At 71.9% G+C, this 24,268-nt stretch carries 19 protein-coding genes; 12 read left to right on the forward strand and 7 right to left on the reverse strand.

From position 1 onward, the window contains the following. The first annotated feature begins 72 nt into the window (after positions 1–72). Entirely contained in the window at positions 73–1,041 is a 969-nt protein-coding gene (locus tag F8A92_RS07720) for an asparaginase domain-containing protein (RefSeq protein ID WP_153504588.1), read from the forward strand. A 97-nt stretch (positions 1,042–1,138) separates the two neighbouring features. Here the strand turns inward: F8A92_RS07720 and F8A92_RS07725 are convergent, their stop codons facing one another. Next, positions 1,139–2,437, reverse strand: coding sequence for an acetyl-CoA hydrolase/transferase family protein (locus tag F8A92_RS07725; protein ID WP_153504589.1), 1,299 nt, complete (start codon positions 2,435–2,437; stop codon positions 1,139–1,141). A 198-nt stretch (positions 2,438–2,635) separates the two neighbouring features. Between F8A92_RS07725 and F8A92_RS07730 the strand changes: the two genes are divergently transcribed. Both F8A92_RS07730 and F8A92_RS07735 read left to right on the forward strand, forming a co-directional pair. Beyond that, entirely contained in the window at positions 2,636–4,933 is a 2,298-nt protein-coding gene (locus tag F8A92_RS07730) for a xanthine dehydrogenase family protein molybdopterin-binding subunit (RefSeq protein ID WP_153504590.1), read from the forward strand. Between the two features lie 23 nt (positions 4,934–4,956). Further along, positions 4,957–5,712, forward strand: a complete 756-nt coding sequence (locus F8A92_RS07735) for a siderophore-interacting protein (protein ID WP_153504591.1) — start codon at positions 4,957–4,959, stop codon at positions 5,710–5,712. A gap of 91 nt (positions 5,713–5,803) precedes the next feature. Here F8A92_RS07735 and F8A92_RS07740 read toward each other — a convergent pair whose 3' ends face one another. Next, positions 5,804–6,628, reverse strand: coding sequence for a shikimate 5-dehydrogenase (locus F8A92_RS07740; protein ID WP_153504592.1), 825 nt, complete (start codon positions 6,626–6,628; stop codon positions 5,804–5,806). A gap of 108 nt (positions 6,629–6,736) precedes the next feature. Between F8A92_RS07740 and F8A92_RS07745 the strand changes: the two genes are divergently transcribed. The 4 genes from F8A92_RS07745 (at position 6,737) to pgm (ending at position 13,022) form a co-directional block, all read left to right on the forward strand. Further along, the gene (locus tag F8A92_RS07745) at positions 6,737–7,648 is read left to right on the forward strand and encodes an ABC transporter ATP-binding protein (RefSeq protein ID WP_153504593.1); all 912 of its coding nucleotides are present in this window, start codon (positions 6,737–6,739) and stop codon (positions 7,646–7,648) included. Next, positions 7,645–9,309, forward strand: a complete 1,665-nt coding sequence (locus tag F8A92_RS07750) for an ABC transporter permease (protein ID WP_153504594.1) — start codon at positions 7,645–7,647, stop codon at positions 9,307–9,309. The genes F8A92_RS07745 and F8A92_RS07750 overlap by 4 nt, the downstream gene beginning before the upstream one ends. 69 nt (positions 9,310–9,378) lie before the next feature. Then, positions 9,379–11,271: an FAD-binding monooxygenase gene (locus F8A92_RS07755; RefSeq protein ID WP_153504595.1), complete on the forward strand. Its 1,893-nt coding sequence runs from the start codon at positions 9,379–9,381 to the stop codon at positions 11,269–11,271. A 110-nt stretch (positions 11,272–11,381) separates the two neighbouring features. Next, the gene (gene pgm, locus F8A92_RS07760) at positions 11,382–13,022 is read left to right on the forward strand and encodes a phosphoglucomutase (alpha-D-glucose-1,6-bisphosphate-dependent) (protein ID WP_153504596.1); all 1,641 of its coding nucleotides are present in this window, start codon (positions 11,382–11,384) and stop codon (positions 13,020–13,022) included. A gap of 27 nt (positions 13,023–13,049) precedes the next feature. Here the strand turns inward: pgm and F8A92_RS07765 are convergent, their stop codons facing one another. Together F8A92_RS07765 and F8A92_RS07770 are read right to left on the reverse strand one after the other, a co-directional pair. Continuing rightward, complete coding sequence (locus F8A92_RS07765) at positions 13,050–14,576, reverse strand: SpoIIE family protein phosphatase (protein ID WP_153504597.1); 1,527 nt, start codon at positions 14,574–14,576, stop codon at positions 13,050–13,052. A 97-nt stretch (positions 14,577–14,673) separates the two neighbouring features. Beyond that, positions 14,674–15,393: a GAF and ANTAR domain-containing protein gene (locus F8A92_RS07770; RefSeq protein WP_153504598.1), complete on the reverse strand. Its 720-nt coding sequence runs from the start codon at positions 15,391–15,393 to the stop codon at positions 14,674–14,676. A gap of 226 nt (positions 15,394–15,619) precedes the next feature. Between F8A92_RS07770 and F8A92_RS07775 the strand changes: the two genes are divergently transcribed. After that, complete coding sequence (locus tag F8A92_RS07775; protein ID WP_153504599.1) at positions 15,620–16,591, forward strand: phosphotriesterase family protein; 972 nt, start codon at positions 15,620–15,622, stop codon at positions 16,589–16,591. Between the two features lie 31 nt (positions 16,592–16,622). After that, positions 16,623–17,768, forward strand: a complete 1,146-nt coding sequence (locus F8A92_RS07780; RefSeq protein ID WP_153504600.1) for an NDMA-dependent alcohol dehydrogenase — start codon at positions 16,623–16,625, stop codon at positions 17,766–17,768. 83 nt (positions 17,769–17,851) lie between these two features. Here the strand turns inward: F8A92_RS07780 and F8A92_RS07785 are convergent, their stop codons facing one another. Then, positions 17,852–18,889, reverse strand: coding sequence for a GNAT family N-acetyltransferase (locus F8A92_RS07785; protein ID WP_153504601.1), 1,038 nt, complete (start codon positions 18,887–18,889; stop codon positions 17,852–17,854). A 119-nt stretch (positions 18,890–19,008) separates the two neighbouring features. Between F8A92_RS07785 and F8A92_RS07790 the strand changes: the two genes are divergently transcribed. Further along, positions 19,009–20,148: an NDMA-dependent alcohol dehydrogenase gene (locus tag F8A92_RS07790; RefSeq protein WP_153504602.1), complete on the forward strand. Its 1,140-nt coding sequence runs from the start codon at positions 19,009–19,011 to the stop codon at positions 20,146–20,148. A gap of 97 nt (positions 20,149–20,245) precedes the next feature. On the opposite strand, the gene F8A92_RS07795 is transcribed toward F8A92_RS07790, so the two are convergent. After that, entirely contained in the window at positions 20,246–20,761 is a 516-nt protein-coding gene (locus F8A92_RS07795; RefSeq protein WP_153504603.1) for a hypothetical protein, read from the reverse strand. A gap of 173 nt (positions 20,762–20,934) precedes the next feature. Between F8A92_RS07795 and F8A92_RS07800 the strand changes: the two genes are divergently transcribed. Together F8A92_RS07800 and F8A92_RS07805 are read left to right on the forward strand one after the other, a co-directional pair. Next, complete coding sequence (locus F8A92_RS07800; RefSeq protein ID WP_153504604.1) at positions 20,935–22,125, forward strand: zinc-dependent alcohol dehydrogenase; 1,191 nt, start codon at positions 20,935–20,937, stop codon at positions 22,123–22,125. 11 nt (positions 22,126–22,136) lie between these two features. Further along, positions 22,137–23,207 carry an NAD-dependent epimerase/dehydratase family protein gene (locus F8A92_RS07805; RefSeq protein WP_153504605.1) on the forward strand — a complete coding sequence of 357 codons (1,071 nt, stop codon included), beginning with the start codon at positions 22,137–22,139 and terminating at the stop codon, positions 23,205–23,207. Here F8A92_RS07805 and F8A92_RS07810 read toward each other — a convergent pair. After that, positions 23,170–24,234 carry a threonine aldolase family protein gene (locus F8A92_RS07810; RefSeq protein ID WP_194291405.1) on the reverse strand — a complete coding sequence of 355 codons (1,065 nt, stop codon included), beginning with the start codon at positions 24,232–24,234 and terminating at the stop codon, positions 23,170–23,172. The genes F8A92_RS07805 and F8A92_RS07810 overlap by 38 nt on opposite strands. Between the last annotated feature and the right edge of the window lie 34 nt (positions 24,235–24,268).

Here is a 24,268-nt window from a genome sequence, read left to right on the forward strand (position 1 = left end):
GCTGCACCCCGGACCCCCCGCCGTAGGTGCCCCGTCGCCCGAGAGGCGTTTTCGATTCCTAGGCTATTTCGCATGCCTCGCGTTCACGTGATCTCCCTCGGCGGCACGATCGCCTCCACCGCTCCCCGGCCCGGATCACCCACCGGCGTCAGCCCCGGCCTGACCGGCGCCGACCTCGTGGCGGCAGTCCCGCAGCTCTCCGGGATCGCCGAGATCACGACCGAGCAGCTGGCCCAGGTCGGTTCGTCCAGCCTCACGATCGACCTCGTCGTGGACGTCGCTCGGGCCGCCGCGCGCGCGGTCGCCGACGGCGCCGACGGCGTCGTCGTCACGCAGGGCACCGACACGCTCGAGGAGACGGCGTATCTGCTGTCGCTGCTCAACGCGGCCGAGCGACCCGTCGTGGTGACCGGCGCGATGCGCAACCCCACCCTCGCGGGCGCCGACGGTCCGGCCAACCTGCTCGCCGCGGTGACCGCCGCGGCGGACGACGCTCTGGCCGGCGTCCGCGCGGTGGTCGCCTTCGCCGACGAGCTGCACGACCCGCTGTGGGTCCGCAAGGCGCACGTGGCCAGCATCGCGACGTTCACCTCGGGCCCGCAGGCCGGTCCGCTCGGCTGGGTGCACGAGGGCGCCGTCCGGCTCGGCTACCGGCCCGAGCCGGCTCCGCCGATCGCGCTGCCCGACGGTCCCGTGCCGCCGGTCGCGCTGGTCCAGGCGTCGCTCGGCGAGGACCTGCGGATCCTCGACGCGGTGCCCGGCGCCGGCTACGCGGGCGTGGTCATCGACGGCGTGGGCGGCGGGCACGTCAGCGCCGACGCCGTCGAGCGCGTCGCGGCGCTCGCCCGGCAACTGCCGGTCGTCCTGGCCTCCCGCACCGGATCGGGCCACATGCTGGCTCGCACCTACGGCTACCCCGGCAGCGAGATCGACCTGCTGTCGCGCGGCCTGCTGTCCGCCGGACCCCTGGCCGGGCGCAAGGCCCGGCTGCTGCTCGCCCTGCTGCTGGCGAACGACGCTCTCGCCACGTGGCCCTACTGACCAGGCCGGCGGCCGACCGGCGCCGCCGAGCCGGCCGGCGTCGCTGAGCCGACCGGGCCGCTGAGCCGCCCGTCGCGCCTCGGCCGACGGACCGCCGCTACCGGGACTGCTGCGCGACGGACTGCGACAGCGCCTCGCGGTGATCCGGGTGCGCGATGGCGATCAGCCGCGCGGGCCGCTCGCCGAGCGGGACGCCGCGGAGGTCGGCCACGCCGTGCTCGGTGACGAACAGGTCGGCGTCCGCGCGCGGGGTCGTCACCACGCCGTCCGCGAGCCGGGAGACGATCCGCGACACGGTCCCCTTGGCGGCCGCCGCCGGGAAGGCGATGATCGATCGGCCGCGGTCCGAGGTCATGGCCGCGCGCACGTAGTCGAGCTGGCCGCCGATGCCGCCGGCGTACGCGCCACCCATCAGCTCGGCGTTGACCTGCCCGTAGAGGTCGACCTCGATGGCCGAGTTGATCGCCCAGAAGTCGTCGAACGCCGACAGCGCCCGGACGCCGTGCGTGTGGTCCAGGCAGCGCACGCCGAGCTCGCGGTTGTCGTCCGCCCACCGGGCCAGCCGGTCGCTGCCGAAAACCAGGCCCGTCACCGTCACGCCCGGATCGATCGGCTTGCGGGCGTTGGTGACCACGCCCGCTTCGATCATGTCGAGGACGGCGTCGGTGATCATGCCGGAGTGCACGCCGAGGTCGCGCTTGCCGTGCAGCGCCGAGGCCATGGCCTCGGGGACCGCGCCGATGCCCAGCTGGATCGTCGCCGCGTCGGGCACCCGCTCGGCGATGAGCTCGGCGATCCGTCGGGCTTCGTCGCTCTGCCGCGCGGCCGGCCACTGCATCAGCGGACCGTCGCTGCGCACCACGACGTCGAGGTCGCTCCACGCCACCTGGGTGTCGCCGTGGGTGAACGGGACGTTGGGGTTCACCTCGCCGACGACCACTCGGGCGCGACGGATCACCTCCTGCAGCATGTCGCCGATCAGGCCGGTCGAGCAGACGCCGTCGCGCGGCTCGCTGAGCTGCACGAACACGACGTCGAAACGCAGCAGGCCCTGCCGGATCAGCTGGGTGACGCTGCCGAGCCGGATCGGCAGCACATCGATCGCGCCGACCTTCGACAGCCGGGAGGTCTCGCCCAGGCCGCCCAGCCCGAAGTAGCGGAAGCAGTCGGTGTGCTCGACCGTGAGCGTCCCGCCGCGCGTGACGCCGAGGAAGATGTTCAGCCGCTCGCCGTCCCCCACGATGCCGGCCCGCTGCGCGACCAGGGCGTTCGTGAGCGCGGTCGGCTCGGCCGTGCCCTGCCCCCACACCAGCGTGTCGCCCGGGCGGACGATGCCGGTCAGGTCGAGGTCGCCGGCATCGAGCTCACGGGGTTCGGTGGCGCGGTCGCGCAGCATGCAGGCCTCCAGGTCGCTCTCGCGGCGACCCAGGGTGCCGCCGGGGCCAGCCTACCCAGCAGCCGCACCGCGCACCCGCGGCGTACGTCGGTACCGATCCGCCGCCGTTTCGGTACCGAAGCACGCCGCAGGTCGCGTTTCGGCGGGCGAAAGCGGTCCCGTGTTGATGGCGCGGGGGAAATGGGACAGGATGACCCGGTGAGCATCCTCGGAACCCGCGTCCTCCGGACCGAGGACCCCCGCCTGCTGACCGGCGCCTCGACGTACACCGCGGACGTCGTCGACGACCGCCTCGCGGGCTCCCTGCACGCGCATTTCGTGCGCTCGAGCATCGCGCACGGCGAGATCGTCTCGATCGACACGACGGCCGCCCGGCAGCTCCCCGGCGTGGTCGCCGTCTACACCGCCCGCGACCTGCCGATGCTCCCGATCCCGCCGCAGCTGCGGCCCCTCGAGCGCAACATGAACCGCAACGCCCTCGCGACGGACCGGGTCCGCTTCGTCGGCGAGCCGATCGCGCTGGTCGTCGCGACCACCGAGGCGGCGGCGATGGACGCAGCGGAGTACGTCGATGCCGACATCGCGTGGCTCGACCCGATCGTCGATCCCAAGGTCGCGCGCGACGGCACCGACTACCTCTTCCCCGAGGCCGGCACCAACGTGACGGTGGCGCACGGCTTCGACGAGCCGACCGACCCGGGCCTCTTCGACGGCTGCGAGGTCGTCGTCGAGCAGGAGATCGTCAACCAGCGGCTGGCCGTCGTCCCGCTCGAGGGCCGGGCCGGCGCCTGCGTGTGGGACGACGACGGGCGGCTGACGATGTGGCTGTCCAACCAGGGCGCGCAGGCGGCGCAGGCCGAGCTGGCGATGATGCTCGGCATCGACAAGGCCAAGGTGCACGTGCTGACCCCCGACGTCGGCGGTGCTTTCGGCGCGAAGTTCCGCAGCGAGCCCGAGCACGCCGTGATCGCGTCGGCCGCGCGGGTGCTGAACCGCCCCGTGACGTGGATCGAGCACCGCACCGAGAACCTGGTCGGCATGGTGCACGGCCGCGGCCAGATCCAGACCGTCCGGATCGGCGGCGGCGCCGACGGGAAGATCAAGGCGTATTCGTTGGAGATCCTGCAGGACGCCGGGGCGTACCCGCGGATGGGCGCGATGTTGCCGATGGGCACCCGGCGCATGGCGCAGGGCTGCTACGACATCCCGGCCGTCGAGAGCCGCGCCGAGTCGGTCGTCACGAACACCTCGCCGGTGGGCGCCTACCGCGGCGCGGGGCGCCCGGAGGCCGCTGCCGCGATCGAGCGGGCGGTCGACATGTTCGCCGCGGAGATCGGCATGGACCCGGCGGAGGTGCGGCGGCGCAACTTCATCCGGCCCGGCGCCTTCCCGTTCACCGTCAAGAGCGGGGCCGTCTACGACTCCGGCGACTACGAGGGCTCGCTGCAGAAGGTGCTCGAGGTGGCGTCGTACGACCGGCTGCGCGACGAGCAGCGCCGTCGCCGGGCGGCCGGCGACCCGGTGCAGCTCGGCATCGGCCTCGCGACGTACGTCGAGATCACCATGGGCGGCGACATGGAGAACGCGACCGTCGAGCTGCACCCGGACGGCACGGTGACGGTGCTGACCGGCACCTCCCCGCACGGCCAGGGCCACGCGACGTCGTGGGCGATGATCGTCAGCGACCAGCTCGGCGTACCGGTCGAGAAGATCACCGTGCTGCACGGCGACACCGATCTGATCCCGCACGGCGGCGGCACCGGCGGCTCCCGCTCGCTGCAGCTCGGCGGCACGGCCGTGCACGCCGCCACCGAGGACCTCGTCGAGGCGATCAAGAAGCGGGCGGCCGACCTGCTGGAGGCCGACCCGCGGGACCTGCAGATCGACAAGGAGCGGCAGGCCGTGATCGTCCGCGGGGCCGCGGCGTCCGCCTCGGTGCCCCTCACGCAGCTGGCCGACGGCGACCCCCTGTCGGCGTACCGGGTGTGGAACGGCGTGGGCCCGACCTTTCCGTTCGGCGCCCACCTCGCCGTCGTGGAGGTCGACACCGACACCGGCGGCGTCCGCGTGCGCGAGATGTATACCTGCGACGACGCCGGTCGCATCCTCAACCCGATGCTGTTCGACGGGCAGCGGCACGGCGGCATCGCGCAGGGCATCTCCCAGGCGCTCTACGAGGAGTTCGTCTACGACGAGTCCGGCAACCCGCTGACCGCCTCCCTCATCGACTACACGATCCCGACGGCGGCCGACCTGCCCAGCTTCACGCTGAGCACCCAGGAGACCGAGACGACGTACAACCCGCTCGGCGCCAAGGGCATCGGCGAGGCCGGCACGATCGGCGCGACGCCCGCGGTCCAGAACGCCGTGATCGACGCGCTGTCGCCCTACGGCATCCGGCACCTCGACATGCCGCTGACCCCCGAACGCGTCTGGCGCGCGATCAGGCAGGCGCCGCCCGCCCGGCGCGCCGCGGAGGACTACACGGTCGACTAGTGGCCCCTGCGACAATCGGGACCATGGACCGCACCACCACCACGTACTTCGCCGACGTCGTGAGCAACGCGCTGCTCACCCCGCACATGCGCCGCGTCGTCCTGGAGGTGCACGGCGACTGGGCGTCGTCCGGAATCGCCGACGAGTGGGTGCGGCTGTTCTTCCCCACGCCGGCCGGCGAGCCCGCCGTGCTGCCGGTCAGCCAGGGCAAGGGATGGTCGTTCCCGGACGGCGTGCCGCGGGAGGGCCGCTGGTACTCGGTGCGGGCCGTCGAGGGGGCCCGGCTGACCATCGACGTCGTCGTCCATGAGGCCGGCGTGGCCGCGGAGTGGGCGCGCACCGCGACGCCGGGCTCACGCATCGCGATCAGCGGCCCGGACGGCCGCTACGGCGCCGAGGGGCCCGTCGACTGGGAGCTGATCGTCGCCGACATGACCGGCCTGCCCGCGGCCCTGCGGATCCTGGGCGAGCTGCCGGCGGGCCGGCGCGCGGTGGCGATCCTGGAGGTGCAGTCCGCCGACGACGAGCAGGAGGTCGTCTCCGCCGCGGACGTCGCCGTCTCGTGGGTGCACAATCCCGACCACGGCCACGCCGCCAGCCTGCTGCCGGCCGCGGTGCGCGAGGCCGCCTGGCTCCCGGGAGCGCCGTACGTCTGGATGAGCGCCGAGGCTGCCGCCACCCGCGACATCCGCTCGTTCGTGCGTCGCGAGAAGAAGGTGCCGAACGGGTACGCCGACGTCGTCGGCTACTGGAGCATCAAGCGGAACACCGCCCGGTAGCCGCGGCCGGCGCGCTCGCAGTGTCTGGCGGTGGGTTGCACCCCGCTATCGGGCCCGCAGCGGGGCACAACCCACCGCGAGAGGGTCACTGTCACGGGGCGCGGGAGTAGGCGCTCGCCCGCGCGACCTGCTCGGGCGTCGGCCGGACGCCGGTGTACAGCGCGAACTGCTCCGCGGCCTGCAAGGCGATGATCTCGGCGCCGGTGATCGTGACCAGGCCGCGCTCGGCCGCCGCGGCCAGGAACGGCGTGACCTCCGGCGTCGCGACGACGTCGAGCACCGCGGACGCCGCCGCGATCCGCTCCTCCGCGAACGGCAGCCGTCCCTCGTTGCCGCCGTCCATCCCGATCGGCGTGGCGTTGACCAGCAGGTCGACGTCGCCGAGGACGTCCTGCCGCCAGCGGAAGCCGTACTGTTGCGCCAGCGCGCGCCCGTTGGTCTCGTTGCGCGCCACCACGGTGCCGTTCGTCATGCCGTGATCGCGCAGCGCCGCGACCACCGCCTTGGCCATGCCACCGCTGCCGACCACGGCGAAGCTCATCGCCGGGTCGATCTGCTTCTGCCGCAGCAGCAGCTCGACCGCCTGGAAGTCGGTGTTGTACGCCGCCAGCCGGCCGTTGGTGTTGACGATCGTGTTGACCGCGCCGATCGCCGCCGCCGAGTCCTTCACGACGTCCACGAGCGCCAGGCAGTCCTCCTTGAACGGCATCGAGATCCCCGCGCCCCGGATGCCGAGCGCCCGGATCCCGCCGACCGCGGCCTCGATGTCGTCGGTCGTCATCGCCTTGTAGACGAAGTCCAGCCCGAGCTCGGCGTACAGGAAGTTGTGGAAGCGGGTGCCGATGTTCGACGGACGTCCGGACAGCGAGATGCACAGCCGGGTGTCCTTGCTGATCCGATTGACGCTGTCGCCCACGTGCCCTCCCGCCGCGATGGTTCTCTCGACGGTAGCGCCCGGGAGCGGGGACCGCCCGGGGCCGTCGCGCAGTGGTGCGGACCGATCGCCGGTTCGTATTCTCGTCTCATGAGCAGCGCCATCGAGATCCGCGGGCTCGTCAAGCGGTTCGGGCAGCACGTCGCCCTCGACGAGCTCGACCTGACGGTCGCGGCCGGCGAGGTGCACGGCTTCCTCGGCCCGAACGGCTCGGGCAAGTCCACCACCATCCGCGTGCTGCTGGGCCAGCTGGGCAAGGACGCCGGCGAGGTCCGCATCCTGGGCCTCGACCCCTGGTACGACGCGCCGCAGGCGCACCGGCAGATCGCCTACGTGCCGGGCGATGTGGCGCTCTGGCCCACGCTGACCGGCGGCGAGACGATCGACCTGCTCGCGCGGTTGCGCGGTGGGGTCGACGCCCGGCGGCGCGCCGAGCTGATCGATCGCTTCGACCTCGACCCGACCAAGAAGGCCCGCGCCTACAGCAAGGGCAACCGGCAGAAGGTCGCCATCATCGCGGCGTTCAGCAGACCGGCGGACCTGTTCGTGCTGGACGAGCCGACCGCCGGCCTCGACCCGCTGATGGAGAAGCACTTCCAGGACACCCTCGTCGAGGCGCGCGCCGACGGTGCCACCGTGCTGCTGTCCAGCCACATCCTCTCCGAGGTCGAGCACGCCTGCGACCAGATCTCGATCATCCGCGCCGGCAGGATCGTCGAGAGCGGCTCGATGGCCCAGCTGCGGCACCTCACCCGCACCTCCATCCACGCCGTCGTGGACGGCGACCCGCAGCGGCTCGCCGCGCTGCCCGGAATCCACGACCTGCGCATCGACGGCCGGCGCGTCGAGCTGGACGTCGACGACGCCGACCTGCAGCAGGTGGTGCGGGCGCTGTCCGATCTCGGGGTCCGCTCCCTCGAGTCGCAGCCGCCGTCGCTCGAGGAGATCTTCCTGCGGCACTACGGCGACGCGCCCGCGCCCGGGCCGGCGACCGCGAGATGACCTCGCGCACGGCGGCGCGCGCGTCGCACCCCACCCCCACGCCGGGCCCCGGCCGCGACCGTCCGCGTGGTGTGCTGGTGGGGACGCCGACCCTGGTGCGGCACAACCTGCGCCAGGACCGGGTACGGATCCCCGCCTGGATCCTCGCGCTGCCCGCCCTCGCCTTCGGCACGGCCAATGCCTACGTGGCCCTGTACCCGTCGGTCGCCGACCGCCAGAATCTGGACGTGCAGTTCGGCACGAACAAGGCGATCGCGCTCGTCACCGGCCCCGTGCACGGGCTGAGCACCCCCGGCGGCTTCACCGAGTGGCGGCTCGGCGGGTCCCTGGCCACCCTGGTCGCGCTCATGGCGCTGTTCCTCGTCGTCCGGCACACCCGCGCCGACGAGGAGAAGGCCCGCTCCGAGCTCGTCACGGCCGGACAGGTGGGCCGGCTGGCGCCGCTGGCCGCCGCGCTCATCACGAGCATCGGCAGCTGCCTGCTGCTCGGCGTCGTGCTGGCCACGGCGATGGTCGCCGCAGGCACGCCGCCGACCGGTTCCGTCGCCTTCGGGCTCGCGAGCGCGTTGTGCGGGGTGGTGTTCGCGGCCCTGGCCGCGGTCACCAGCCAGCTGTCCACCTACAGCCGGGCGGCGTCCGCCCTCGCCGGCACGGCCCTCGGTGCGGCGTACGTCCTGCGGGGTCTCGGCGACTCGGCGGACGCCGTCGCGTGGCTGTCGTGGCTCTCACCCGTCGGCTGGGCGCAGCAGCTGCGCCCGTACAACGGCGAGCGGTGGTGGGTGCTGGGCCTCAGCGTGGCGCTCGCCGTCGTGCTGCTCGCGGTGGCCGCCGGCCTGCAGCTGCGCCGCGACGTCGGGGCCGGGATCATCGAGCGGTCGACCGGTCCCGCCGCGGCGGCCGCCCGGCTGCGGAGCACCACCGCCCTCGCCTGGCGCCAGCACCGCGCGGCGTGGGTCTCCTGGCTGCTCGGCGGGATCGTCTTCAGCCTGCTGTTCGGCTCACTCACCGATGCCGTCTCCCAGATCGCGACGACCAGCCCGCAGATCCAGATCATCCTGGAACGGATGGGCGGCTCGAAGACGATCGTGCAGACCTTCATCGGCACCGCCGTCGGGATGATCGCGATGATCGTCGGCTTCTACGTCGCGCAGGCGTTCGCGCGCGTCTACGACGAGGAGCAGTCCGGCCGCGCCGAGCAGCTGCTGGCCACGCCGGTCCCCCGGCTGCGCTGGCTGGCCGGGCACGTGCTGGCGGCGTACGCCGGGATCGGCACGATCATGCTGGGCTGCGGGCTGGCGGTCGCATCGTCCGCGTCGCTGTCCACCCCGGACGCCTCGTTCGGCAAGGTCCTCGGGAGCGCCGCCGCGCAGATCCCGGCGCTGTGGATCATCGCCGGCGCCTGCCTGTGCGCGTACGCCTGGCTGCCGCGCTTCGGCGCGCTGGTATGGATCATCGTCGGGGTGGCCCTCGCGATCGCGATGTTCGGCGGCCTGCTCAACGCACCGGACTGGTTGCTGAGGATCTCGCCGTACACGACGGCCCCGGCCGTCACCGACGGTCCGTTCGCCTGGGGAACAGTCGCCCTGCACCTGGCGATCGCCCTGGTGCTGCTCGTGGTGGGCGCGTACGGCGTACGGCGGCGGGACGTCGTCTCCTCGTGAGGGTCGCCGCGGCCGGTCCGCCGCGCTATATTATCAGGAGTCCTGATATTCCAGCGCGGGGAGAACGACGTGCAGTTCTATCGTGACGGCTTCTACACCGGCGATCCGCGCCTCCACCCGGCCGCTCCGGACGCTCCCGGCGACCGCTCGGAGGTCGACGTCCTGATCGTCGGATGCGGGCCGGCCGGCCTGGTCCTGGCCGCCCAGCTGGCGGCCTTCCCCGACATCCGCACGCGGATCATCGAACGCAAACCCGGCCCTCTGCAGCTCGGCCAGGCGGACGGCGTGGCGTGCCGGTCGGTCGAGATGTTCGAGGCGTTCGGCGTGAGCGAGCCGATGCTCGCCGAGGCGTACTGGGTCAACGAGACCGTGTTCTGGCGCCCCGACGAGACCGACCGCACCCGGATCGCCCGCAGCGGCCGGATCCGCGACACCGAGCCGGGCCTGTCCGAGATGCCGCACGTCATCGTCAACCAGGCCCGCGTGCACGACTACCTGCTGGACGTGATGGCCACGTCGCCGACCCGCCTGCGGCCGGACTACGGGCTGGCCCTCACCTCACTCGGCGTCGATCACGCCGCGGAGCACCCGGTGACGGTCGTCGCGGCGGCGGCCGACGGCACGAGCGAGACGATCCGCGCGAAGTACGTCGTCGGTTGCGACGGAGCCCGCAGCGCGGTCCGCGAGGCCATCGGGCGGCGGCTCGGCGGCGACGCGGCGAACCAGGCGTGGGGCGTGATGGACGTCCTGGCGGTGACCGACTTCCCCGACATCCGGCTGAAGGCGGCGATCCACTCGGCCGCCGAGGGCAACATGCTGATCATCCCGCGCGAGGGCGGCTACCTCGTCCGGCTCTACATCGAGCTCGACGAGCTGGCCCCCGGCGAGCACGTCGACCGCGACCGCGTCACTCCCGAGAGCCTGGCGCAGACCGCGCAGCGCATCCTGCACCCCTACACGCTCGACGTGAAGGAGGTCGCATGGTGGTCGGTGTACGAGATCGGCCAACGGCTGACCGACCGCTTCGACGACGCCTCCGACGACGGCTCGCGACCTCCGCGGGTGTTCATCGCCGGCGACGCCTGCCACACGCACAGCGCCAAGGCCGGGCAGGGGATGAACGTCTCGATGGCGGACGCGTTCAACCTGGGCTGGAAGCTCGCCGGGGTCCTGCGCGGCACGCACGCGCCCGAGCTGCTGCGCACCTACTCCGAGGAGCGGCAGGCCATCGCGCAGGAGCTGATCGACTTCGACCGGGAGTTCGCGGCCATGTTCAGCGCGGCGCCGAGCACCGGCGAGGACGCCGGCGGCGTCGACCCGTCGGCGTTCCAGGCGTACTTCCAGCAGCAGGGTCGCTTCACCGCGGGCACCGCGACCCGGTACCGGCCGTCGCTGATCACCTCCGCAGGCACCGCGCACCGCCACCTCGCCACCGGCTTCGCGGTGGGCATGCGCTTCGCGTCGGCGCCGGTGATCAGGCTGGCCGACGCCAGAACCGTCGAGCTCGGGCACGCCGCCCGGGCGGACGGCCGCTGGCGGCTGTACGCCTTCGCCGACGCCGCGCCGGTCGCCGATCCGCGTTCGCGGCTGGTCGCACTGTGCGAGCGGCTGAGCGCCCCGGCGTCCGTGCTGCGCCGCGAGGCCGAGCAGGATGTCGACGCCGTGCTCGACCTGCGCGCGATACTGCAGCAGCCGCACCGCGACGTCCCGCTCGAGTCCCTGCCGGCGCTGCTGCTGCCGCGCACCGGCCGCTACGGCCTCATCGACTACGAGAAGGTGTTCTGCCCGATGGGCGGCGACTTCCCGGGACCGGACGTCTTCACCCAGCGCGGCATCGACCGGCAGGCCGGCGCGCTCGTCATCGTCCGCCCCGACCAGTACGTCGCCGCGGTGCTCCCCCTGGACGCCCACGACGAGCTCGACGCGTTCTTCGACCCGATCCTGCCGACCGCCGCCCGGTAGCCGCACCGGCCGGGAAACACGGTCCCACCAGGCGATATGGTCACGTACTTGCACGCCGCTTCGCCGTAGCGGAAAGATGATGCAGGTACCAACCGCGAAGAGGGTGACGCATGACGAACGATCCACGTGCCGGCAAGAAGGCGACGAAGAAGGACCTGGTCAACGTAGAGGAGCTCATCGCCGCCTACTACGAGCGCCAGCCGAACATCGCCGTGCCGGGGCAGAAGGTGTCGTTCGGGACGAGCGGGCACCGCGGCTCGTCGCTGAAGACGTCGTTCAACGACGCCCACATCGCCGCGACCGCGCAGGCGATCTGCGAGTACCGCGCCAAGGAGGGCATCACCGGGCCGATGTTCATGGGCAAGGACACCCACGCCCTGTCCGGCCCGGCCAAGCAGACCGCCATCGAGGTGTTCGCGGCCAACAACGTCCGCGTGCGGGTCGACTCCCGCGGCGGATTCACCCCGACCCCCGCGATCTCGCATGCGATCCTCACCTACAACAGCAGCGGCCGCTCGGACCGGGCCGACGGCGTGTGCGTGACGCCGTCGCATAACCCGCCCGGCGACGGCGGCTTCAAGTACAACCCGCCGGACGGCGGGCCGGCCGGCTCGGACATCACCAGCCGCATCCAGGACCGCGCCAACGAGCTCATCGCGACCGGCCTCGGCGGCGTCAAGCGGGTGTCCATCGACGAGGCCCGCTCGGCCTCCACGACGGGCGTGTTCGACTACCTCGACAGCTACGTCTCCGACCTCGAGTCGGTCATCGACATGAGCGCGATCAAGGAGGCCGGCGTCCGGATCGGCGCCGACCCGCTCGGTGGTGCGTCCGTGGCGTACTGGCGCGAGATCGCCGCCCGGTACGACCTCGACCTCACCGTCGTCAACGAGCAGGTCGACCCAACGTGGTCGTTCATGACGCTGGACTGGGACGGCAAGATCCGGATGGACTGCTCGTCGCCCTACGCCATGGCCTCCCTGGTGGCCAACAAGTCGAAGTTCGACATCGCGACCGGCAACGACGCCGACGCCGACCGGCACGGCATCGTCACGCCGGACGCCGGGCTCATGAACCCGAACCACTACCTCGCCGTCGCGATCAAGTACCTCTTCGAGAACCGGCCGGGCTGGCCATCGAGGGCCGCGGTGGGCAAGACCCTCGTCTCGTCGTCGATGATCGACCGCGTCGCCGAGTCGCTCGGCCGCCGGCTGATCGAGGTACCGGTCGGCTTCAAGTGGTTCGTTCCCGGCCTCGTCGACGGCTCGATCGGGTTCGGCGGCGAGGAGTCCGCGGGCGCCTCGTTCCTGCGCCGCAACGGCAAGGTGTGGACCACCGACAAGGACGGCATCATCCTGGCGCTGCTCGCCTCCGAGATCAAGGCGGTCACCGGCAAGACGCCCTCCGAGCTCTACCAGGAGCTGGTGGAGCAGTACGGCTCGCCGGCGTACGCGCGGATCGACGCCGCCGCGACGCCCGAGCAGAAGGCCAAGCTGGGCAAGCTGAACCCGAACGCCGTGTCGGCGACCGTCCTGGCCGGCGAGCCGATCACCGCCAAGCTCACCGAGGCGCCCGGCAACCGCTCGCCGATCGGCGGCCTGAAGGTGACCACCGAGACCGGCTGGTTCGCCGCCCGGCCCTCGGGGACCGAGGACGTCTACAAGATCTACGCCGAGTCGTTCAAGGGCGAGGCCACCCTCGCGAAGATCCAGGACGAGGCCAAGAAGGTCGTCGACAACGCCATCGGCTGAGGACCGCCCACAGGCCGCGGCCCAGAGCTACGCGTTCGATACGTGCGGGACGGCGGCGATCTCCAGGACGCGGTGCGCGGTCGTGTCCGCCGGCGCGACCAGCAGGATCGCCTCATGATGCGCCGCGGTGAACTGATGCAGCACACGCACCGCGCCGCTGGAGATGTGCGTCACCGTTCCGACGTCCACCACGGCGATGTGCACGCCGCTGTCGCTGAGCCGCGACAGCTCGGCGCGCAGGGTGTCCGCGACGTAGTCGTCGATCGGTCCGTGCAGCCGCACCGCGTGGTTCGCGTCGTCGACCTCCACGGCGAACTCCTCCGCGTCGCGGACGGCCGGCGTCGCGGCGCCGGGCAGCGCGGTGAGCAGGTCGGCCTCCCGGGTGAGCCGGAACCGCGCGTTCACCGCCGTGCCGTCGTCCCGGCGGTCCAGGCGCAGCTCGTCGGCGAGCCCGGCGACGATCTGCAGGCCCCGCTGGGACCCGCCGCGGGCGGCGGGCGCCTGCCAACGGCCGTGGTCGTCCACCGCGATGTCGATCCGCCCCTCGGCGTCGATCGACATCCCCAGCTCGATCGGTCCCGGGCGGCGGTCGGCGTAGGCGTGGTTGATCGCGTTGGTGACGAGCTCGCCGACGACGTGCTGGGCGGCGACCCGGTCTGCGGCTCGCAGATGGGCGTCGTGCAGCCACCGGGCCGACGCGTCCATCGAGGCCCTCAGGGCATCGGCGCCGCGCTCCGTGCTGACGATCGCGTGCCGCAGCGGCGCGGTCGGCAGCTGCCGCTCGGCCGCCAGCACGGTCACGTCGTCGCGGTGGCCTCCGGAGCGCATCAGCCGCTCGAGGGTGATCGCGCAGGCCCGCTCGACGGGCCGGCCGGAGGCGCCGGGGCCCGACGCGCCGCGCACCGCCGCTTCGGCGACCTCCCGCAGCTCGTCGATACTGGCCTGGAACGACCTTCCGGGGCGCTCGATCAGCCCGTCGGAGTACAGCAGGAGCACATCGCCGACGGCGAGCCGAGCCGACCGCGTGCGGCGGACGGCGTCGGGCGTGCCGAGCGGTGGACCGCCGGTCAGCGGCAGGAAGTCCGCGTGCCTCCCTCCGACCAGCAGTGGCGCCGGGTGGCCGGCCGTGAGGTACTCCAGCGCCCCGGTGCGCGGATCGAGGTCGGCGATGCACAGCGTCGCGCGCGCGTCACCGTCGGCCAGGTCGGCGAGGTAGCGTTCGGCCGATGCCGCGGCCTCGAGCAGCCCGACGTTCTCCCGCAGTCGTTCGTGCAGGACCGCGCGCAGCTGGCCCATCGTCGCGGCTGCGCGCATCCCATGCCCGAGCACGTCCCCCACCACGAGGGCCACGCCGCCGCCGGCACGCGGGACGGCGTCGAACCAGTCGCCGCCGGCGGACGTCCCGTCCTCGGCGAACAGGTACCGGCCGGCCAGGTCGACGCACGGCAGCACCGGGAGATCCGCCGGCAGCAGCGTCTCCTGCATCGCGAGAACGGTGCTCAGGGTGGCCACGGGTGCGCGGCGTGATGCGGACTGCGGGAACTCGGTGGACACCTGGTCCTCCTCGGAGTCGCTGATGGCACCTCGGATGCTGCTCGCAGATGCCCGGCTGCCGCGGTGCGGCTGGGCGACGCTCGTGCCGCCTAGGACGTCACATCCCTTCCTGCGCGTCCGGGGTGAGCAGCTCAGGGATCGCGCGGGTCTGCACGATCTCCCGGGCGACCTCGCGCAGCTTGCGGTTCAGCGACTGGGAGAGCCGCCGCAGGAACGCGAACGACTGATCCACCGTGAGGTCGTACCGCTCCATCACGATCCCCTGCGCCATCCCGATTTCGTGCCGGGTCCCGATGGCCGTCTCCAGACCGGTCACCAGCCGCGCCGCGCTGAGCGCGTTGGTGGCGTGGATGGCGTACAGCAGCGCGAACTCGACCTGGTCGCGGTCCCCGAACGCGCTGCGCTCCTTCGAGTAGAGATTCAGCGCACCGAAGATCTCGTCGGCGGCACCGAGCCGGACGCTGAGCATCGAGTGCACCCCGTGCTCGGCGGCGAGCGGCCCCCAGCGCGGCCAGCGGGGATCGGCCGGCAGGTCGCCGCTGCGGAACCACTCCCCGCTCTCGGCGGTGTCGACGCACGGTCCCTCGTCGAGCGCGTACTGCGCCTCGTCGAGCGCCCGGGCCTCCTCGTGGGTGGCGCCCAGCGTCTTGTAGGTGTGCCGGCGGGCCCGCAGGGTCAGGCTGGCCATCTGCGCGTCGTCGATCATCGCCAGCGCATTCTCGAGCACCGCACCGGCGGTGATCCCCTCGTTGGGCTGCGCCTGGAGCTCGGCGGCGAGCCTGGCCATGCTCTCGGCGTCGAACGCACTCGACTGCATCTCGGCCTCCCTAGATACTTCCCATGAAGCCGCGCGGCCGCGGACTGGACCGTTGAGCCCAGGCTAGCATCGCGGCCCGGCCGCGGCGGTCGAGCGCATGTCGTCGCCGGCGCCCGACGGAGCGGCTGTCCGCGGAACGCATTCTCTGCAGAAAGCCTCTTCACCATGTGGCGGCGGTCACCTAGGGTGGGACCTGATCCGAATGTCATCTTCGCCCGGAGGCTTCATGGCCAAGCAGGTGTCCACCGTCCGCGGAATGGTCGATCCCGACGATCTCGGCACGACGCTCATGCACGAGCACGTCTTCATCGTCGACCCCGACATCCTGCGCAACTACGGCGAGCACTGGGACGAGGAGCAGCGGATCACCGACGCCGTCCAGAAGCTGACCGCCGCGAAGGAGGCCGGCATCGACACCATCGTCGATCCGACCGTGGTGGGCCTGGGCCGGTACCTGCCGTGGGTGCAGCGCGTCAACGAGCAGGTCGACATCAACATCGTGCCGGCCACCGGCATCTACTCCTTCGGCGAGATCCGGCACTTCTTCGAGCACCGGGGCCCGGGCCAGCTGCTCGACATCCCCGAGCCGATGACCGAGCTGTTCGTCCGCGACATCCGGGAGGGCATCGCCGGGACGGGCGTCAGGGCAGCCTTCCTCAAACACGTCGTCGAGGAGTCCGGCCTCACGCCCGGCCAGACCCGTATCGCCACCGCGGTGTGCGAGGCGCACCAGGAGACCGGCGTCCCGATCACGGTGCACACCAACGCCGCGCACGAGATGGGGCGCGTCGCGATCGAGTTCTACGAGAAGCACAACGTCGACCTGACGAAGGTGGTGATCGGGCACGCGGGCGACTCCAACAACCTCGACTATCTGCGCTACATCGCCGACAAGGGCGCGATCATCGGGTGCGACCGATTCGGTCTGGACGTCTACAACACGACCGACCAGCGGATCGCCTCGATCGCCGCGTTGTGCAGGGAGGGCTACGCCGACCGCATCGTGCTCTCGCACGACGTGTCGTGCTACCTCGACTACTTCCCCGGCGAGCAGCAGGCCGCCATCGGCCAGGTCGCGCCCAACTGGCATCTGCTGCACATCACCAACGACGTCCTGCCCGCACTGCGCGAGCAGGGCGTGACCGACGACCAGATCAACCAGATGCTGGTCGAGACCCCCAAGCGTTACTTCAGCTAGATCCGTACACCCAACTAGGTTAGGAATGCACATGAAGGTCAAGGCAGCAGTACTCGCGGCACCGGACGCCGGCAAGTGGGACATCCAGGAGATCGAGGTCGGCGACCCGGTCGCCGGCGAGGTCCAGGTCAAGCTGACCGTTTCCGGCCTGTGCCACTCGGACGAGCACCTGCTCACCGGGGCCACCCCGGTGCCGTTCCACCCCGTGCTCGGCGGCCACGAGGGCGCCGGCGTGGTGACCAAGGTTGGCGACGGCGTGACGGGCCTGAAGGAGGGCGACCACGTCGTCCTGGCGTTCATCCCGGCGTGCGGCAAGTGCCGCCCCTGCTCGAAGGGCCTGCAGAACCTGTGCGACCTCGGCGCCGGCCTGCTCACCGGTGAGGCGATCGCCGACGGCACCTTCCGCTACACCACCGCCGACGGCAAGCCGATCATGCCGATGTGCCTGCTGGGCACCTTCTCGCCGTACGTCACGGTGCACGAGGCGTCGGTGGTGAAGATCGAGGACGACGTCCCGCTGGACAAGGCCGCCCTCCTGGGCTGCGGCGTGTCGACCGGCTGGGGCTCGGCGACCGAGATCGGCGGCACGAAGGCCGGCGACACCGTCGTCGTCATGGGCTGCGGCGGCGTCGGCATGAACGCCGTCCAGGGCGCCGCGGCCGCCGGCGCGCGGTACGTCGTCGCCGTCGACCCGGTCGAGTCCAAGCGCGAGAAGGCGATGGAGATGGGTGCGACGCACGCGTTCGCGTCCATGGCCGAGGCCATGCAGCCGGTCGCCGACATGACCTGGGGAACGATGGCCGACGTGACCATCGAGACCGTCGGCGACGTCCAGGGCGAGGACATCAAGGCCTGCACCGACATCACCGGCAAGGGCGGCACCATCGTCGTCACCGGCATGGGCGATGCCTCGAAGGAGGACGTGAAGCTGTCGCTGTTCGAGCTGACCCTGCTGCAGAAGCGCGTCCAGGGCGCCATCTTCGGCGGCGTCAGCCCGCGCACCCAGATCCCGCACCTGCTGAACATGTACCGCTCCGGCCAGCTCAAGCTCGACGAGCTGATCACCAAGGAGTACAAGCTCTCCGAGATCAACGAGGGCTACCAGGACATGCGCGACGGCAAGAACATCCGCGGCATCATCCGCTACACCGAGGAGGACTACGCCGGCGTGAAGTAGCCCCGGCGCTCCGAAGGCATCGCTCGCGGCGTACTTCGGTACCGAAATCACCCGATTTCGGTACCGGAGTACGCCGCAGGTCGTTACCCGCCAGGGTGGACGTCGACGTGGCGGTGCCAGGTGTACGTCGTGTACGTCGTCCGCCAGCCCATCGAGGTGTAGAGACCGTCGGCGCCGGTCGGCGACTCGGCGTCCACCTCGAGCCCGACGCGGTTGCGTCCGCGGGCGGCGGCGTCGCCGATGACGGCGTGCAGCAGCGCCTTGGCGACGCCGTGCCCGCGCGCGTCGCGGTGGACTCCGATGTAGTCGATGTACGTGCCTTCGCACCCGCTCGCGTCCGCGGGCGTCACGGAGGACACCACGGCGCCGGCCGGCGCCTCCGCGCCGTCGCGGGCGATCGTGGCGATCCACCAGTGGTCCCAGCGGTGCCCCGGATCCTCGCGCAGCCGCATCACGAACTCCGGGAAGCTCTCGCGGTAGGAGCTGAAGTGGTCCTGGAACGACTCCTCGAGCAGCCGGTGCACGATCTGCAGGTCGCCGGCGACCGGCAGGCCGTCCGCGTGCTGCTCCACCCTCCGCACGGTGACCCCGGGACGCGGTGCCGGAACCGCCGAACCCCGCTCGACCGGTCGGGACATGTGCCACCAGGTGCGCACGCACCGGTAGCCCGCGCGCTCGAGCCATCCGCGCTGCCGCGCGTCCCCGTCGTACGACGAGGAGTCGAGCATGCCGCTGCGCAGTCCACGCAGCACGGCGATCTCCTGCGCGAACCGCTCCGCGGCCGCGAACAGGCTGGCCGCCAGCGGGTCGGCGACCGCCCCCGGCAGGTCGGGATGCAGCACCGCCTCGACCACCGTGCGACCGGCCGCGCGGTCGTGCACCGAGAGCCGGGCGACGAGCCGCCCCGCGCCGTCCTCGACGAGCAGCTGCCGCCGCGTCCAGGACCCGATGCCCGACGTCTGCAGCCGGACCATCTGCTCGTTCGCGCCGCCCGTGCTGCCCCGGGCCGCTCGCTGGTAGGCCGTCTCGAGCTCGGTCAGGGCGCTCGCGTCGTCCACCGTCGGTACCCGGCTCGACCATCCGGCCGGTAGCCCGGCGATCTGCAAATCCGTGTTGGCCATCCCTCCAGCGTTTCATGCGCGGCCCCGACGTCCGCCGCGGACCGACCGGACGCAGCGCTCGGAGGGAGGCATGCCACGATGTTTCTATAGAGAACGTCACGCGTGGTGAGGGAGACGGCATGAAGATCAAGGCGGCGGTGCTCGGCGGTGTCGGGCAGGACTGGGAGGTTCGGGAGATCGAGCTCGGTGACCCGGTCGCCGGCGAGGTCCAGGTCAAGCTGACCGCCTCCGGGCTGTGCCACTCCGACGAGCACCTGCGCACGGGCGCGTCGCCGGTTCCCTTCTTCCCGGTCATCGGCGGGCACGAGGGCGCCGGCGTGGTGACCAAGGTCGGCCCGGGTGTCACCGATCTCGCGGTCGGCGACCACGTCGTCCTGGCGTTCATCCCGGCGTGCGGCAAGTGCCGGATGTGCGCCAAGGGTCTACAGAATCTCTGCGACCTCGGCGCCGGGCTGGTCAAGGGCAAGGCGATCAGCGACGGCACCTTCCGCTGCACGGTCGAGGGGAAGCCGGCCATCCCGATGTGCCTGCTGGGCACCTTCTCGCCGTACGTCACGGTGCACGAGGCGTCGGTGGTGAAGATCGAGGACGACGTCCCGCTCGACAAGGCCGCGCTGCTCGGCTGCGGCGTGTCGACCGGCTGGGGCTCGGCGACCGAGATCGGCGGCACCAAGGCCGGCGACACCGTCGTCGTCATGGGCTGCGGCGGCGTCGGCATGAACGCCGTCCAGGGCGCCGCGGCCGCCGGCGCGCGGTACGTCGTCGCGGTCGACCCGGTCGAGTCCAAGCGCGAGAAGGCGATGGAGCTCGGGGCAACGCACGCGTTCGCGTCCATGGCCGAGGCCATGCAGCCGGTCGCCGACCTCACCTGGGGAACGATGGCCGACGTCACGGTGATCACCGTGGGGGATCTGCAGGGCGAGGACATCAAGCCCGCGACCGACATCACCGGGAAGGGCGGCACGGTCGTCGTCACCGGCATGGGCGGCTACGCCAACCAGGACGTGAAGCTCTCGCTGTTCGAGCTGACCCTGCTGCAGAAGCGCGTCCAGGGCGCCATCTTCGGCGGGATCGGCCCCCGTGAGCAGATCCCGCAGCTGCTGAACATGTACCGCGCGGGCCACCTGAAGCTCGACGAGCTGATCACCAAGGAGTACAAGCTCTCCGAGATCAACGAGGGCTACCAGGACATGCGCGACGGCAAGAACATCCGCGGCATCATCCGCTACACCGAGGAGGACTACGCCGGCATCGAGTAGCGGAGCCTCCTGCCCGACGACACGCGCCCGCGGCGTACTCCGGTACCGGAATCACCCGATTTCGGTACCGGAGTACGCCGCAGGTCGTCGCGGGAGGCTACGAGGCGGCGCTGCGGAACGCCCTCTCGCGGACCCACTCGTGCAGCTCGCTCAGGTCGTCGATCTGCCGGCGCGCGATGGTGATCAGCGCGTCCACCTGCTCGGTGGAGATCTCCAGCGCGTCGGAGTAGGTGCGCAGCGTCTGCCAGCCGCCGATCTTGCCGAGGACGGCCGAGCGCATCACCTCCGCCTCTAGCAGCGGGGTCATCGGCGAGGTGCCCAGCAGCCGCCCGTTGAGCTTCAGCCGACCGAGCTGCTCGAAGACCGCCGCCGCCACCTGCCGGTACGGGCGGATCGACAGCTCCTTGCGCCGCATCGTGTCGCGCAGCAGCTCCCGCTCCTCGTAGAGCTCGTTCGCGATGAGCGAGAGCTTGCCGCCGTACGGCGAGTCGGCGTAGTCCTTGGCCATGCGGCTCACGCGGGCGATCCCGGCGGTGGCGCCGCTGACGTGATCGCTGAGGTACAGCCCCAGAAGGGCCCAGTCGATGTCGTTCTGCTCGGGTGTGCTCGTCATGGCGCCACGGTAGCCCGCGATCGGGTCATGGGGAGCCGCTTCCGCCGACCGAGCGCGGACCGGCCCCTCGTGGCCGAATCGGCATAGGGTGGGCCGAACCGGGCACCCCGCCCGCGACAACGCAGCGGCTGAGCGACCACGCCCTGTGCTATCTCCTACCGAAGGAGCACAGCATGCGCGCACTCACATGGCAGAAGAAAGGCGAAGTGGCGATCGAGGAGGTCGCCGATCCCGTCGTCGAGCACCCGACCGACGCCGTCGTCCGGCTGACGTCCACCGCACTGTGCGGCTCCGACCTGCATCTCTACACCGTCCTCGCGCCGTACCTCAGCAAGGGTGACATTCTCGGGCACGAGGGGCTCGGCGTCGTCGAGTCGGTGGGGGACGCCGTCTCGCACGTCGCCCCGGGCGACCGGGTGGTGATTCCCTTCAACATCTCCTGCGGCACCTGCCGGATGTGCCGCGCCGGGTTGCAGTCGCAGTGCGAGACCACGCAGGTGACCGCCGAGGGCAAGGGCGCCGCGCTGTTCGGCTACACGCGGCTGTACGGCGCGGTTCCCGGCTGCCAGGCGGAACGCGTTCGGGTACCACACGCCGACTACGGCCTGGTGAAGCTCGCGGACGATGCTCCGGACGAGCACTACCTGTACCTCTCCGACATCCTGCCGACGGCGTGGCAGGCGGTCCAGTACGCGGGTATCGAGCCGGGCAGCACCGCCGCGATTATCGGCCTCGGCCCGGTCGGTCAGCTCGCCGCCGCCTGCGCCCAGCACCTCGGTGCCGGCAAGGTGATCGGGGTCGACCTCGTCCCGGAGCGGCTCGCCCGCGCCGCTGCGCGAGGAGTGCACACCATCGATGTCAACCAGGTCAAGGATGTCGCCTCGGCGGTGCACGACCTGACCGACGGCCGTGGCGCGGACGGCGTCGTCGACGCGGTGGGCATGGAGGCGCACGGCAACCCGATCGCGCACGCCGCCATCTCGGCGACCAGCAGCATGCCGGCCCCGCTGGCACGGGCCGCGACCGAACGGTTCGGGATCGACCGCCTCAGTGCGCTGCACACCGCCATCGCCAGCACGCGCCGCGGCGGAACGGTGTCGATCAGCGGCGTCTACGGCGGCATGGCCGACCCGATGCCGATGATGCAGATGTTCGACAAGCAGCTCACGGTGCGCATGGGCCAGGCCAACGTGCGCCGGTGGACCGACGAGCTCCACGGTCTGCTGGCGAACGGCGCGGATCCCTTCGGCGTCGACGATCTACGCACGCATCGACTGCCGCTGAGCGAGGCGCCGGCGGCCTACGAGATGTTCCAGAAGAAGCAGGACGGCTGTATCAAGGTCGTCTTCGATCCGACCAGTTAGCGGTGGTGAGCATGCGCGTCGCGGTAGTGGGTGCGAGCGGGAACGTCGGCACGGCAGTACTTCGGGCCCTCGCCGCCAGCGAGCAGGTGGACGGTGTCGTGGCGATCGCTCGCCGGATCCCCGACGTGACGGCAGAGCCGTACCGCTCGGCGACGTGGCACTCCATCGACATCGCCACCGCGGAGTCGGCGCGCACGCTCGAAGAGGCCTTCGCCGGCGTGGACGCCGTCATCCATCTCGCGTGGCTCATCCAGCCGAACCGGCAGCGCGAGCTCCTGCGTCGCGCGAACGTCGACGGCACCGCGAGGGTGGCGACGGCGGCGGCCGCAGCCGGCGTCCGCACCCTGGTGGTCGCCTCGTCGGTCGGCAGCTACTCCCCCGCGCGGGACTGCCTTCCGCACGACGAGGGCTGGCCCACTGAGGGGATCGCGTCGTCCGACTACAGCGTCGACAAGGCAGCGCAGGAACGGTTCCTCGACAAGTTCGAGGCCGACCACCCCGGCATCGCGGTGTCGCGGATGCGCACCGCGCTGGTGTTCCAGGCCGACGCGGGTGCGGAGATCCAACGGCTGTTCCTCGGCCGGCTGCTGCCGTCGCGCCTGCTGCGGCGTTTCACCCTTCCCGGAATTCCGCTCCCGCAGGGGATCCGGCTTCAGGTGGTGCACGCCGAGGACGCCGCGCAGGCCTATCTGCTGGCGGCGCTCACCGGGCCGCGCGGCGCGTTCAACATCGCCGCCGATCAGGTGCTGGCGGCCGAGGACCTCGCGGCCGCGCTGCGGGCCCGGCGGCCGTGGCCGGTGCGGCCGGCGATCGCCCGCGCGGCGATGAGTCTCGCGTACCGCGCGCACGTCATCCCGGCGGGCCCCGGGTGGCTCGACATGGGTATGCAGGTGCCGGTCATGGACTGCGCTCGCGCGAAGGCGACGCTGCGGTGGAACCCGAGGCGGACGGCGCGCCAGGCGCTGGACGATCTTGTCGGCGGCATGCGGGCGCACCGGGGCACCGCGTCGCCCGCGCTGCGCCCCGAGGACACCTCGATGCCTACTACCCGGCCGGATCCGAACCGGCAGCCGCACTCGTGACGACCCTCCGCACCGCCTCGGCGGCCGGTTCGACGTCCTCGTCGGCGATGTCCAGGTAGAACACCGCCCGCACGGCGCGGGGTCCGCTCGGGAGCATGTGCACTCCCGCCGCGTGCAGCCGCTCGCAGAAGGCGCCGCTGTCGCCATCGGTCAGCTCGAACCGGACGATGTTCGTGGCCACGTGCGCGGGGTCGATCTCGATCCCCGGCATCGTCGCGATCTGCTCGGCGAACCGAGCCGCCATCTCGTGCGTGCGGCGCAGCAGCGGCCGGTGCTCGCGCAGGGCGTACAGCGCCCCCGCGGCGATGATCCCCGCCTGACGGAAGCCACCGCCGAGCTGCTGCTTGTAGCGGCGCGCTCGGGCCACCAGCTGCTCCGGCCCGGCGAGGGCGGACCCGACAGGCGCGCCGAGCGCCTTGGAGAAGCACACGCTAACGGTGTCGAATCCGGCGGCGAGCTGCGACTCGGCGGTGCCGACGGCCAGGGCGGCGTGCCACAGCCGCGCACCGTCCAGATGGCTCGGCAGCCCCCGCTCGGCGGCGACCGCGGGAATCTCGGCGAGCCGGTCCGCGGGCCACACCGCGCCACCACCGTTGTTGTGGGTGTTCTCGGCCCACACGACCGCCGGCGGGGGGCCGACCGTGCGCGGGAAGAACCGGTGGGCCGGCGCGAATGCCGCCCGCACCGCGTCGGCATCGTACACGCCGCGCTCGTGGGCCACCGGGATCGTCGTGACGCCGCTCAGGCCGGCGAGCGACGCCGCCTCGACGGTGACCACGTGGGCCAGCGGATCCGTCACCACCGCCTCGCCGGGCCGCGCGTGCAGCCGGACCGCGATCTGGTTGGCCATCGTCCCACTCGGCACGTAGACGGCGTCCTCCTTGCCGAGCAGCTGCGCGGTGGCCGCCTCGAGCTCGCGCACGGTCGGGTCGTCACCGAAGAGATCGTCGCCGACCTCGGCGTCGGCGATCGCGCGACGCATCGCGGACGTGGGTCGTGAGCAGGTATCCGAGCGCAGGTCGATCACGCCCGCCATTCTCGCGCACCGGCGCGACCGTCAC

Source organism: Cumulibacter manganitolerans, assembly GCF_009602465.1.
Classification (GTDB): domain Bacteria; phylum Actinomycetota; class Actinomycetes; order Mycobacteriales; family Antricoccaceae; genus Cumulibacter; species Cumulibacter manganitolerans.